At 69.4% G+C, this 12,857-nt stretch carries 10 protein-coding genes; 6 read left to right on the forward strand and 4 right to left on the reverse strand.

Translation table 11 applies throughout. From position 1 onward, the window contains the following. Positions 1–38: 38 nt before the first annotated feature. On the forward strand, positions 39–740 hold the full coding sequence (locus KO481_RS11775) for a cutinase family protein (protein WP_215917077.1): 702 nt from the start codon (positions 39–41) through the stop codon (positions 738–740). Between the two features lie 27 nt (positions 741–767). Here the strand turns inward: KO481_RS11775 and KO481_RS11780 are convergent, their stop codons facing one another. Beyond that, positions 768–1,679, reverse strand: a complete 912-nt coding sequence (locus tag KO481_RS11780; protein WP_215917078.1) for a cutinase family protein — start codon at positions 1,677–1,679, stop codon at positions 768–770. 248 nt (positions 1,680–1,927) lie between these two features. On the opposite strand from KO481_RS11780, the gene KO481_RS11785 reads away from it, so the two are divergent. The 5 genes from KO481_RS11785 to KO481_RS11805 all read left to right on the forward strand — a co-directional run bounded on the left by KO481_RS11785 (position 1,928) and on the right by KO481_RS11805 (position 8,705). Continuing rightward, positions 1,928–3,529 carry a GMC family oxidoreductase gene (locus KO481_RS11785; RefSeq protein WP_215917079.1) on the forward strand — a complete coding sequence of 534 codons (1,602 nt, stop codon included), beginning with the start codon at positions 1,928–1,930 and terminating at the stop codon, positions 3,527–3,529. Positions 3,530–3,744: 215 nt separating this feature from the next. Then, positions 3,745–4,710 (forward strand): glycoside hydrolase family 43 protein, encoded by a 966-nt coding sequence (locus tag KO481_RS11790; protein WP_215917080.1) that lies wholly within the window; start codon positions 3,745–3,747, stop codon positions 4,708–4,710. Between the two features lie 379 nt (positions 4,711–5,089). Further along, complete coding sequence (locus tag KO481_RS11795; RefSeq protein WP_372451999.1) at positions 5,090–6,514, forward strand: amino acid permease; 1,425 nt, start codon at positions 5,090–5,092, stop codon at positions 6,512–6,514. Positions 6,515–6,554: 40 nt separating this feature from the next. Further along, positions 6,555–8,138 carry a histidine ammonia-lyase gene (gene hutH / locus KO481_RS11800; protein ID WP_215917081.1) on the forward strand — a complete coding sequence of 528 codons (1,584 nt, stop codon included), beginning with the start codon at positions 6,555–6,557 and terminating at the stop codon, positions 8,136–8,138. 168 nt (positions 8,139–8,306) lie between these two features. Next, positions 8,307–8,705, forward strand: a complete 399-nt coding sequence (locus KO481_RS11805) for a PPOX class F420-dependent oxidoreductase (protein WP_215917082.1) — start codon at positions 8,307–8,309, stop codon at positions 8,703–8,705. Between the two features lie 133 nt (positions 8,706–8,838). On the opposite strand, the gene hutG is transcribed toward KO481_RS11805, so the two are convergent. From hutG to hutU, 3 genes are read right to left on the reverse strand one after another with little or no spacing between them, the layout of a single operon-like run. Beyond that, complete coding sequence (hutG, locus tag KO481_RS11810) at positions 8,839–9,801, reverse strand: formimidoylglutamase (RefSeq protein ID WP_215917083.1); 963 nt, start codon at positions 9,799–9,801, stop codon at positions 8,839–8,841. 42 nt (positions 9,802–9,843) lie between these two features. Beyond that, on the reverse strand, positions 9,844–11,055 hold the full coding sequence (hutI, locus tag KO481_RS11815; RefSeq protein ID WP_308166530.1) for an imidazolonepropionase: 1,212 nt from the start codon (positions 11,053–11,055) through the stop codon (positions 9,844–9,846). A gap of 1 nt (position 11,056) precedes the next feature. Continuing rightward, positions 11,057–12,730 (reverse strand): urocanate hydratase, encoded by a 1,674-nt coding sequence (gene hutU, locus KO481_RS11820; protein WP_215917084.1) that lies wholly within the window; start codon positions 12,728–12,730, stop codon positions 11,057–11,059. Positions 12,731–12,857: the final 127 nt, after the last annotated feature.

The raw sequence follows: 12,857 nt of genomic DNA on the forward strand, positions 1-12,857 counted from the left end.
TGCCGCCGACCATGCGGTCCGGCTATAGTATTGACACGATGATCGCACGCTACCTGGCGCGTCTGGTATGTGTTGCGGCCGTGGTGTCCGCACTCCCGGTCGGTACGCCCGCGTGGGCCGCGCCCCAGTGCTCGGACGTGGAGGTGGTCTTCGCCCGCGGTACGGCGGAGCCGCCGGGGTTCGGTGTCACCGGAATGTCGTTCCTCGCGGCGTTGCGCCTACAGGCCGGTACCAGATCGGTCGGAATGTATGCGGTGCACTACGCCGCGAGCAGTGATTTCAACAATCGTGTGCTGGTGCTGCGGACGGTCGTCGACGGCATCCGGGATACCCAGGCGCACATCGAGGCGGTGGCGGCGAGCTGCCCGGGCACCCGGATCGTGCTCGGTGGATATTCGCAGGGTGCGGTGGTCGCGGGCTTCGCGACCCTGGATGGCGCCCCGGCCGGTGTGCCCCCGGCGTATGCAGCGGGTGTGCCCGCGCCGATGCCGCCCTGGGTGGCCGCTCACGTCGCGGCGGTGGTCCTGTTCGGCAAGCCCTCGGATCGATGGATGCGCGACGCGGGCGCGCCGCCCATCACCATCGGACCGCTGTACGCCGGGAAGACAGTCAACTACTGCATTCCCGGCGACACGATCTGCGACGGCGCACCCCTCGGTGGGCCCAACGCCCTGCACAGCCTCTACGCCGTCAACGGAATGACCGTCGACGGAGCAGGATTCGCGATCCGCCACCTCTGACCACCCGCGGCGGCCGGGCGTGGCAGCTCAGCCGTGCGCCTCGTCGATCAGCCGCTGGTGCAGCCAGGTCAGAGCGGTGTTGCCGCCGGGGTCGACCGCGTAGCGCGGGTAGCTCTGGTGGATACCCGACTTCAGGAAGTCGTCGACCTGCTTCTTGCGCTGGTTGTACTCCTGGGAGGTGATCTGGTTGTCCAGCAGGCCGACACCGCCCGCGGCGAGCGCGTCGTTGACCAGCGTGCCCACCTCCTGCTGGTAGATGCCGAGCTTGGCCGGGTCGGGATTCGAGAGCTGGACGAGCAGCCCGCCGATGCGGCCGGCGAAGTCGCCGTTGGGCATCGAGCAGTACAGATCTCCGATGGCGCAGAAGGTGTAGGTCCGGGGGCCGACCCAGCCGAAACCACCCACGCGCGGACCGCTGGCTCCGGCGCCCGCCACCGGCGGGCCGATCAGCTGATCGGTGGGGGAGCGGCGGGGATCGGCGATCAGGCCGACCAGCGCCACGCGATTCGCGGGGACGACGCCGAGGCCGGTGCCGATGGAGGATGCCACATCACCGGCGGCGTCCGCGCCCTGGCTGTAACCCAGCAGCGCGAATCGCGTTGCGCCGCAACGCTGAGCCATTGCGCCGATGATGCCGCGGGCGTGGTCGACGGCCTCCTGCTTGGAGCGCCCGTAGACGTCACCCTCCCACGGGAACGCGGTGGCCGCGTAGGCGACGTAGTCCGTCCGCACGTTGCCCGGCAGATTGTTGGTGATGCTGCCGAGCATTCCCTTGCCCGGATCCTTGTCCGAGGTCTCCCAGGTGCCTGGAATCGCAATGACATCCAGGCTGGGGCACTCGGGTGGGGCGGCGTGTGCGGCGGATCTGACGCCGACCGGCAGTGCGGCCATCACTACGGCCGCCGCACTGGCGACGGTGGTCCTCCATCGAAAAAGCATGGGTACTCCGGGTGTTCACGGCCGAGGGTCGCCCGGCCCGCGTGCAGCTACGGTGCGAGTCTACGGAGTGTAAATGGCGCGCCGGAGTAGCGCAGTGTTAGCCGATAACTCCGCAGCTCATCGCCACCGCGGTGCTCGTGATCCCGGAGCCGGAGTCGATTCCGGACCACTATCGCGGAATCCCGCCCGGCGTGCCACGAAATGGTTTATAACACGTTCTACTTCATGTGTAACCCTCGAGGATGGTCATGACTGAGGTCGCGGACTACATCGTCGTCGGCTCCGGCAGCGCCGGGGCCATCATCGCCCGCCGGCTGGCCGATGCCGGTGCCGCGGTGACGCTGCTCGAGGCGGGGCGGCGGGACAACACCCGCCTGGTCCGCAAGCCGGGAATGATCGGCCCGTTGCACAGTGTGCCGCAGTTGAAGCAGATAGTGGACTGGGGTCATTACACCGTCGAGCAGAAGCATGCGCTCGCGCGCAAGGTTCCGATGACGCACGGCAAGGTCGTCGGCGGCTCCAGCTCGATCAACGGCATGGTGTTCGTGCGCGGCAACCGCAAGAATTTCGACGACTGGGCCGCCGAGGGCAACACCGGCTGGTCGTACGAGGACGTCCTGCCCAGCTTCAAGAAGTTCGAGTCGTTCGAGGACGGCGGCAACGAATGGCGCGGCGGCGACGGCCCGATCAAGGTCATCCGTGCCCGCGATCTCACCCCCGCATCGGAGTCGTTCATCGAGGCGCTGGTGCAGGCCACGGGGGCGCGGCGCAACCCGGACTACAACGGCGCCGAGCAGGAGGGGGTCTCGATCTTCCAGCAGAGCAACAGCAATGGGCTGCGGTCGAGTACCGCGGTCGGATACCTCGACGACCGGCCCGCCAACCTGACCGTCCTGCCCAAGACCCAGGTCGCGCGGGTCGTGATCGAGAACGGCCGGGCCGTCGGGGTGGAGATCCTGACCGTGCGGGGCCGGGAGGTGCTGCGCGCGGCGCGGGAGGTGATCGTCAGCGCGGGGGCGTTCGGTTCGCCTCAGCTGCTGCAGCTTTCGGGCATCGGTCCGGCGGATCACCTGCGCGCGTTCGATATCGACGTCGTGGCGGATCTGCCGGTCGGGGACAACCTGCACGACCATCTGTTCGTGCCGATGAGCTTCGCTATGCCGACCGCGCTGCATCGGTCCTCGCCGGGACACTTCGCGAGCGCGCTGGTCCGGGAGACGTTGCGCAACAACAGCACCTGGCTCGCGCGCAGCGTGTTCGAGGTCGTTTCGTTCCTGCGCACGTCCCAGGCGAAGGACATCCCGGATCTCCAGTTGCACGTGCTGCCGTGGAGCTATCCCGGACCGAATCAGGACGCGCCGATCCGCCATGTCCCGGACCCGCGGTGCGCGCTGACGGTCATGTCCACCCTGATCTACCCGCGCAGCCGCGGCACCGTGCGCCTGCTCTCGGCCGACCCGGCCGCCGCCCCCGCGATCGACCCCAACTACCTGGACGAGCAGGTCGATGTGGACACCCTCGTCGAGGGCATGGAACTGATCCGGGAGATCATGGCCGCCGGCCCCATCGCGGGCGCCGTGGACACCGAGGTGCAGCCGGGTGCGCAGCATCGAACCCGCGCCGACCTGGCAAAAGAGGTGCCCAACCGCGCCACCACCGTGTATCACCCCGTCGGCACCTGCCGCATGGGCGTGGACGAGCGGGCTGTCGTGGACCCGACGCTGCGCGTGCGCGGCGTCGAGGGGCTCCGGGTGGCGGACGCGTCGATCATGCCGAGCATCGTCGGCGGCAACACCAACGCCACGACGATGATGATCGGCGAGCACGCCGCCGCGATGCTCCTGGGCTAAGGCGTACCTCCGCATTCGCTCCGGCCATGCGCGGACTATCGACGGCTTCGCCGACGCCGCCCATTCGGCGGGCGCGGGTTGCCATCGGGCAGGGCGGGTTCCGCCGACACACTCGGCGGGCATCGGATTCGCGTTTTCGATGGTCGCCGTGCGGCGCGATGCCCTAGAGTCCAGCGCGGGAGCCGACAACATGATCCGCGACGATGGGCAACGCGATGGCCGACAATGCAGCCGCCGATGGCGCGGGATCCGCTGGCACGTTTCGCAATCCGCTGAACCAGGGGCCGGATCCGTTCCTGACGTACTACGACGGGAACTACTATCTGTCCACCAGCCAGGGCGGCTCCCTGCAGATCTGGAAGGCCGCCTCGCTCGGCGATCTGGCGGCCGCGCAACCGAATACGGTGTGGACCGACACCACCCCGTCCCGCAATCAGGACATGTGGGCGCCGTGTTTCCGTCTGCTGGAAGGGAATTGGTACTTCTACTACACCGCCAGTGACGGCAGCAACGACGGTCATCGCATCTATGTACTGAAGTCCGCGGGCACCGATCCGCTGGGCCCCTACACGTTCGCCGGTCAGCTGGGGGCCGCGGACACCTGGGCGATCGACCCGGAGCTGTTGCAGCTCGACGGCAAGTACTACCTGATCTGGAGCGGCCCGAACAACCTGTTGCAGATCGCCCCGATGAGCGACCCGGTGACGATGTCCGGCGACGCGGTGTACCTGCCCTCGGCGGGCGGATGCCCGGAGGTGCGCGAGGCTCCCGCGACGATCCAGCGCAACGGCGTCACGTACCTGGTGTACTCCACCTGCGACACCGGCAAGCCGGACTATCAGCTGTGGATGCACACGCTCCCGTCCGGTGCGGACCCGCTGGTCCCGGGCAACTGGGCCCAGTACCCCAGCGCCGTGTTCACCCGCAACGACCCGGCCGACGTCTTCGGTCCCGGCTCGAACGGATTCTTCCGGAGCCCCGACGGCACCGAGGACTGGATCGTCTACCACGGCAAGACCACCAGCGCGTACACGTACGAAGGCCGCACCACGCGGGCGCAGAAGTTCACCTGGAACGCCGACGGCACCCCCGATTTCGGCCGCCCGCTGTCCCTGGACACCGCCATCGCCCTGCCCTCGGGTGACCCGAAGGGCGCCACCGCCACCGCCGATCGGGCCTGAGCAGCGCGCTTCGGCGTACGCCGGGCATATCACCTAAAACCGCAGGTGTAGGATGTTACCGCCGACGCCGATGGCGTCGGCGAGCCGCGCCGGCAAATCCGTCGCGTGCGCGCGCATGTCGGAGTCTCCGCGCGGGACTCGACGATACCCCCGTTGACACGTCTCGCACGCCGTGATCGTGCGGTTCACCCGCAGCAAGTCGACGGAATCGTCGCGACCCACCGGCCAGCAGCCGCCCGGCCGGTTTGACTGTCGAGGACATGGTTGTATATACAGGCATAGACAACTTGTGAGGCGCGTCACCGCGGTAGCGGGGACCGACGCGAGAATCACCATCGATCGGTTCCCCGAGAACCGGCAAGTCCAGGAGGTAGCGCCCGTGAACGATGCCGTTCCCAGCGCATCAGGAACGACCAGGGCGTCGAAAGGTGGCGCGCTGCGCCGCGGGCTTTCGCCCCGGCACATCCGCTTCATCGCACTCGGCTCAGCCATCGGCACCGGACTCTTCTACGGGTCCTCCGACTCGATCCAGGCCGCCGGCCCCGCGGTGCTGATCGCCTACATGATCGGTGGCGCCGCGGTATTCCTCGTGCTGCGCGCGCTGGGGGAGATGGCGGTGAGCAACCCGGTGGCCGGGTCGTTCGGCGAGTACGCCCGCGAGCACCTCGGGCCGCTGGCAGGCTTCACGACCGGCTGGACCTACGTCTTCGAGATGGTGATCGTCTGCCTGGCCGACGTGACCGCGTTCGGCGTGTACATGGGGCTGTGGTTCCCCGGTGTACCGCGCTGGATCTGGGTGCTGTCGGTGGTGCTCGTCGTGGGCGCGGTGAACCTGATCAGCGTGAAGGTCTACGGCGAACTCGAGTTCTGGTTCTCGCTGGTCAAGGTCGTCGCGATCATCGCGATGATCGTCGGCGGCGTGGCCATCCTGATCTTCGGTTTCGGTGCGCACAACGCGAGCACCGGTGTCAGCAACCTGTGGAACCACGGCTTCGCCCCGCACGGCATGGGCGGCGTCGTCGCCTCCCTGGCCGTGGTGATGTTCGCCTACGGCGGCACCGAGATCATCGGCGTCACCGCCGGTGAGGCCGAGGACCCGGCCAAGACCATCCCGCGCGCGGTCAACACCGTGCCGGTCCGCGTGATCCTGTTCTACGTCCTGACCCTCGCGGTGATCATGGCCATCAATCCCTGGACCACCATCGACTCGAACTCCAGCCCGTTCGTGGAGATCTTCCAGAAGCTCGGATTGCATTTCGCGGCAACGATTCTCAACCTGGTGCTGATCACCGCGGCGCTGTCCGCGATCAACAGCGACATCTTCGGCGCCGGCCGGATGCTGTTCGGAATGGCCGAGCAGCGCCAGGCCCCGGCCTCGATGCTCAAGACCACCCGCAACGGCGTCCCGTGGGTCACCGTCGCGGTCATCACCGCCGCGCTGCTGGTGGGCGTGCTGCTCAACTACCTGATCCCCGACCGGATCTTCGAGATCATCGCCGCCATCGCCACCTTCGCCACGATCTGGGTGTGGCTGATGATCCTGGTCGCCCAGGTCGCCTCCCGCCGGAAGATGACCGCCGAACAGCAGGCGGCGCTGAAGTTCCCGGTCCCGCTGTGGCCCTACGGCCCGATCGCGGCGATCGTGTTCATGGTCTTCATCTTCGGCGTGCTGGCCTGGTTCCCCGATACCCGCGTCGCCATCGTCGTCGGCGTCGCCTGGCTGGCGCTGCTCGCGGTCGGATACCGCATCTGGGTGCGTCCGCAGCTCGCCCCGGCCGCCGAACCGGTGTCGGTCTCGGCCTAGGCGCCACCCTTCCACCCGTTCAACCCTGATTGGAGAGTTCATGACATCCCCCGCATCGACCACCGCAGCATCCGAGTCCACCGCCCCCGCCGACGTCGTCGTCGGTATCGGTGCGGTCGGCTTCGATGAGGTCGTCGCGGTCGCCCGTGACGGCGCCGCCGTCCGGATCTCGGACGACGCGCTGGCCGCGGTCGCCACGACCCGCACGCGGATCGAGGCGCTGGCCGCCGATCCGAAACCGGTGTACGGGGTGTCGACGGGCTTCGGCGCGCTGGCCACCCGCCACATTCCGCAGGAGCTGCGCGCCCAGCTGCAACGCAGCCTGGTCCGCTCGCACGCCGCGGGATCCGGGCCCGAGGTCGAGCGGGAGGTCGTGCGGGCGCTGATGCTGCTGCGCCTGTCCACGCTGGCGACCGGTCGCACCGGCGTGCGGCCCGTGGTCGTGGAAACCTATGCGGCACTGCTCAATGCGGGCATCACCCCGGTGGTGTACGAGTACGGCAGCCTGGGCTGCTCGGGTGATCTGGCCCCGCTGGCGCACTGCGCGCTGGCCGTGATGGGCGAGGGCGCCGTGCGCGACGCCGCCGGTGAGCTGCGGACCACCGCCGAGGCGCTCGCCGCCGCCGGCATCACCCCGGTGGTGCTGGAGGAGAAGGAGGGCCTGGCGCTGATCAACGGCACCGACGGCATGCTGGGGCAGCTGGTGCTGGCGATCCACGACCTGCGCAAGCTGCTGCGGCTGGCCGATGTCACCGCCGCGATGAGCGTCGAGGCGCTGCTTGGTACCGACCGGGTCTTCGCCGCCGATCTGCAGGCGCTGCGGCCGCACCCGGGCCAGGCGGCCGCCGCGGCGAACATGACTCGCCTGCTGGCCGATTCGCCCATCGTGGCCAGCCACAACGACCCGACCTGCCCGATCGTGCAGGATGCGTACTCGCTGCGCTGCGCGCCCACGGTGGCCGGCGGCGCCCGCGATACCGTGGCGCACGCCGAGCAGGTCGCGGCGTGGGAACTCGCTGCGGCCGTGGACAATCCGGTGGTGACGCTGGACGGCCGCGTCGAGTCGAACGGCAACTTCCACGGCGCCCCGGTGGCCTACGTGCTGGACTTCCTGGCGATCGTCGTGGCCGACGTGGCCTCGATGAGCGAGCGGCGCACCGACCGCTTCCTGGACGTGGCCCGCAACCACGGCCTGCCGCCGTTCCTGGCCGACGACCCGGGCGTCGACAGCGGCCACATGATCGCCCAGTACACCCAGGCGGCGATCGTGTCCGAGCTCAAGCGGCTCGCGGCCCCGGCCAGCGTCGACTCGATCCCGTCCTCGGCGATGCAGGAGGACCACGTGTCGATGGGGTGGTCCGCGGCCCGCAAGCTGCGCCGCGCCATCGACGGCCTCACCCGCGTGCTGGCCATCGAGGCCCTCACCGCGGCTCGCGGCCTGGACCTGCGCGCCCCGCTGCAGCCGGCCCCGGCCACCGCCGCGGTGCGCGAGACGATCCGCACCCGCGTCGAGGGCCCCGGCACCGACCGCTGGCTCGCCCCCGAGATCGAGGCCGTCGTCGAACTGGCCGCGACCGGTCGTCTCGCCGAGGCCGCGGAGGCCGTCGTCGGGCCGCTCGGCTGATCGTTCCACTCTCAGCTCGCCCCGCCCGGGAATCATCCGCGGCGGGGCGCGCTGCGTTGTGCGTGAGAGCGGTTGGGCTGCAACGTTGTTCGCCAGTGGGAGGGTGCGGGAGCAATGGCTGACGGGCCGAGGCAGCCGGTGTGGTGGGAATCCAGCTACGCTTCGCTGGTGACTTTCACTCCAAATGAGCAGCAGTTTCTTGCCGAGGCCGGGATCGGCCGGCTGGCTACGGTCTCGCCCGACGGGGTTGTGCAGAACAACCCGACCAGCTACCGGGTGAATGCCGACGGCACCATCGATATCGGTGGGATGCGGATGCAGAGCAGTCGCAAGTATAAGAATGTCGAGGCGGGTGGCCGGGTCTCGTTCGTCGTCGACCAGCAGGTTTCGGTGGATCCCTACGTTATTCGCGGGATCGAGGTGCGGGGTACGGCCGAGGCGCTGGAGGACCAGGATCCGCCGTTCCCGCCGCAGGAGCGCTCCATCATCCGGATTCATCCCGAGCGGATCATCTCGTGGGGTATCGACGGCGGGTCGTTCGAGTTCACCAGCCGTAAGCCCAGCTGAGGCGGTCGCCGACCAGCCGGGTTCCGGCGGTCGGGGACCGACTGGGTGTAGTCGTCGGGCGGGAACGACTGTGAAACAGGTCCGGCGATCACCAACTCGTTCGAGTGGTGATCGCCGGACCTGTTGTCGTTTGTCAGTTGTGGGGACGTCCGGTGACGATTCGGTGGATCAGGCGCGCCGCCGTGCGGGCCGTGCGGTTGTCGACATCGAGGGACGGATTCAGTTCCGCGACGTCGACCAGGGCGAGTTTGCCGCTGCGCGCGACCTTTTCGGCGACTCGCTGAATCGTCTCCACCGGCACGCCATAGGCGGCGGGGGCGCTGACCCCGGGCGCCACCGCCGCGGGCAGCACGTCGAGATCGATGGTCAGGTAGAGCATGTCCACCTCGGCGAGGAAGCTCTCGACAAAGGCATCCACCGCCGCGGCGTTCGTCACCCCGCAGTCGTCGTCGAGCAGGTAGCGCACGCCGAGCGAATCCGCGGTGTCGAACAGCACACTGGTGTTGCTGGGCTGGCTGATTCCGATTACCGCATAACGGAATTCGGCGCCGCGGGCGCGTTCGGACTCGGCGATCTGACGGAACGGAGTGCCCGAGCTGGGGACCGGGTCCGGCCGCAGATCGAAATGCGCGTCCAGGTTCAGCACACCCAGCCGGGCGCCGTCCCGCGCGGCCCGCGAATGGGCAAGGCCGAGATAGCTTCCGAAGGCGATCTCGTGCCCGCCACCGAGCACGACCGGGAAGTGCCGACGGTCGAGCAACTCGCTCACCGCGCGCCCGAGACGCTCCTGCCCGGCCTCGAGCGCCTCGTCCACGACGGCCACATCCCCGGCGTCGTACGCGCTGAGCGGCGCCGCGAGTGCCATGGGCGCCAACGCCTTTCGCAGCGCACCGGGGCCCTCCGCGGCGCCCCGGCGGCCCTTGTTGCGTCGCACGCCCTCGTCGCTGCGGAACCCGAGGAACGCGCAGGCGCCGGGCTCGGCGTCCGCGGTCAGCGGCCGCACCACGTGATGCCAGCGCAGGTGCTGCGGCCCGGGCCCGTCGTCCCGGCCCGTCCACGATTCGGGTGTGGAGTCCACGAGTTCGGTCGTCGACATGTTTTCCTCACTTGTCGTAGCTGGTGGAGGGCCGGGACGCGATCAGCTCGCCCAGTCGGCCCGGTAGGCCGGGCGGCCGTCCCGCCACACCTGGCTCACCAGCTGCACGCCGGGCCGGTAGGCGAGATGGATGTGCGAGGGCGCGTCGAGCACGATCGCATCGGCCCGGGAGCCGACCGCGAGACGGCCGATATCGTTGCGCCGCAACGCCGCCGCGCCGCCGGCCGTGGCCGCCCACACCGCCTCGTCCGGGCTCATGTGCATGTCCCGCACCGCGACCGCGATGCACCACGGGATGCTTGTGGTGTAGCTGGTGCCCGGGTTGCAGTCCGCGGCCAGCGCCACGGTCACGCCCGCATCGATCATGCGGCGCGCCTCGGGATACCTGTTGCGCGTGCTGAAGTCGGCGCCCGGCAGCACCGTGGCGACGGTCGTGCCACCGGCCAGCGCCTCGATATCGGCGTCGGTGGTGTAGGTGACGTGGTCGACCGAGGCCGCGCCCAGCTCGACCGCCAGGCGCACACCATCCCCGTAGGTGAGCTGGTTGCCGTGCACCCGGGGCGTCAGCCCCGCGGCCATGCCCGCCTCGAGCACGGCCTTGGACTGGTCGCGATCGAAGGCGCCCTCCTCGCAGAACACATCGATCCACTTCGCCGACGACGCGCACTCCGGGATCATCCGTGAGAGCACCAGATCCACGTAATCGTCGGTGCGCCCGGCGAATTCGGGCGGCGTCACGTGTGCGGCCAGCAGCGTGGTCTCGGCGGTGAACCGCCCGGCGACGGCCAGGCTGCGGGACTCGTGGTCCACGGTCTGGCCGTATCCGGACTTGCACTCGATCGTGGTGGTGCCCGATCGCAATGCCTCGGCCACGAGCCTGCCCATGTTGGCGGCCAGGTCGTCGTCCGTCGCGCCGCGGGTGGCGGCGATGGTGGTCCGGATCCCGCCGGCCGAATACGGCCGGCCGGTCATCCGGGCCTCGAAGTCGGCGGCGCGGTCGCCGCCGAACACCAGGTGGGCGTGGCTGTCGACGAAGCCGGGCAGCACGGACCGGCCCGCGACGTCGACCCGCCGGTGCGCGGCGCCCTCGGGCACCCGGGACGACGGCCCGGCCCACGCGACCTTCCCCTCACGAAGGACGAGTGCGGCATCGCGCAACAGCCCGAGCGGGCCCTCGCCCACGGTCGGGTCGTTGGTGACCAGCGTGCCGATGCCGTCGATCAGGACCGAGCCGTCATCGGCCGGCGAGCTCACTTCACTTCTCCCACATGGGGATCCGCACGCCACGCTCGCGCGCGACGTCGGCGGCGTGCTGGTAGCCGGCGTCGACGTGCCGGATGACGCCCATGCCGGGGTCGTTGGTCAGCACGCGCTCGAGCTTCTGCGCGGCCAGCTCGGTGCCGTCGGCGATGCACACCTGGCCGGCGTGGATGGAGCGGCCCATGCCGACGCCGCCGCCGTGGTGGATCGACACCCACGACGCGCCCGAGGAGGTGTTGACCAGGGCGTTGAGCAGCGGCCAGTCGGCGATGGCATCCGAGCCGTCCGCCATCGCCTCGGTCTCGCGGTACGGCGAGGCGACCGAGCCCGAGTCCAGGTGGTCGCGGCCGATGGCCACGGGCGCGGAAAGCTCACCGCTGGCGACCATTTCGTTGAACTTCAGCCCGGCGCGGTGACGCTCGCCGTAGCCGAGCCAGCAGATGCGCGCGGGCAGGCCCTCGAAGGCGACCTTCTCCCCGGCCATCTTGATCCAGCGCGCGAGGTGCTCGTTCTCGGGGAACAGCTCGAGGATGGCGCGGTCGGTGGCCTCGATGTCCTTCGGGTCACCCGAGAGCGCGGCCCAGCGGAACGGGCCCAGGCCCTCCTCGAACAGCGGGCGGATGTAGGCCGGGACGAAGCCGGGGAACTCGAAGGCCCTTGTGTAGCCGGCCTTGCGGGCCTCGTCGCGGATGGAGTTGCCGTAGTCGAAGACCTCGGCGCCCTTGTCCATGAACCCGACCATGGCCTCCACGTGCTTGGCCATCGAGAGGCGGGACTGCTCGGTGAAGTGGGCCGGATCCTTGTCCGCGGCCGCCTTCATGTCGGCAAACGCGATGCCCAGCGGCAGGTAGGACAGCGGGTCGTGCGCCGAGGTCTGGTCGGTGACGATGTCGATCGGGGCGTCCATCTCCAGCAGTGTCGGGAAGATCTCCGCGGCATTGCCCTCGACGCCGATCGACAACGGGCGCTTGGCATCTCGCGCCTCGACCGCCAGCTGCAGGGCGTGCTCGAGGTTGTCGGCCTTGACGTCGAGGTACTTGTGCGCGATGCGGCGGTCGATGCGGGTGACGTCGCAGTCGACACAGATCGCGACGCCGTCGTTCATGGTGACCGCGAGCGGCTGCGCGCCGCCCATGCCGCCCAGGCCCGCGGTCAGGGTGATGGTGCCGGCGAGGGTGCCGTTGAAGCGCTTGCGGGCCACCGCGCCGAAGGTCTCGTAGGTGCCCTGCAGGATGCCCTGGGTGCCGATGTAGATCCAGGAACCGGCCGTCATCTGGCCGTACATCATCAGGCCCTCGGCCTCGAGCTTGCGGAACTGCTCCCAGTTCGCCCAGTCGCCGACGAGGTTGGAGTTGGCCAGCAGCACGCGCGGCGCCCATTCGCTGGTCCGGAACACGCCGACCGGCTTGCCGGACTGCACCAGCAGGGTCTCGTCGTTCGCGAGGGTCTTGAGGGTATCGACGATGGCGTCGAACGCGGCCCAGCTGCGGGCGGCGCGGCCGGTGCCGCCGTAGACGACCAGGTTGTCGGGGTGCTCGGCGACCTCGGGATCGAGATTGTTCATCAGCATCCGCAGCGCACCCTCCTGCTGCCACCCGAGGGTGTTCAGCTCGGTGCCGCGCGGGGCGCTGACCGGGCGGGCCTCATGGCCGGGGGAAGTGATGTCCATCTTGTTCTCCTCGTGATCGGACGGTGGGGGAGCACTGCTGCGTCATCCGGAAAGCGGCGCGAGCGGGTTGTCGTCCGCGTCCGGTCCCGCAGCTGTTGTGCGTGGGCTCACATTCTGTAAGTATGAG

This window comes from Nocardia albiluteola, assembly GCF_018860155.1.
In the GTDB taxonomy this organism is placed as follows: domain Bacteria; phylum Actinomycetota; class Actinomycetes; order Mycobacteriales; family Mycobacteriaceae; genus Nocardia; species Nocardia albiluteola.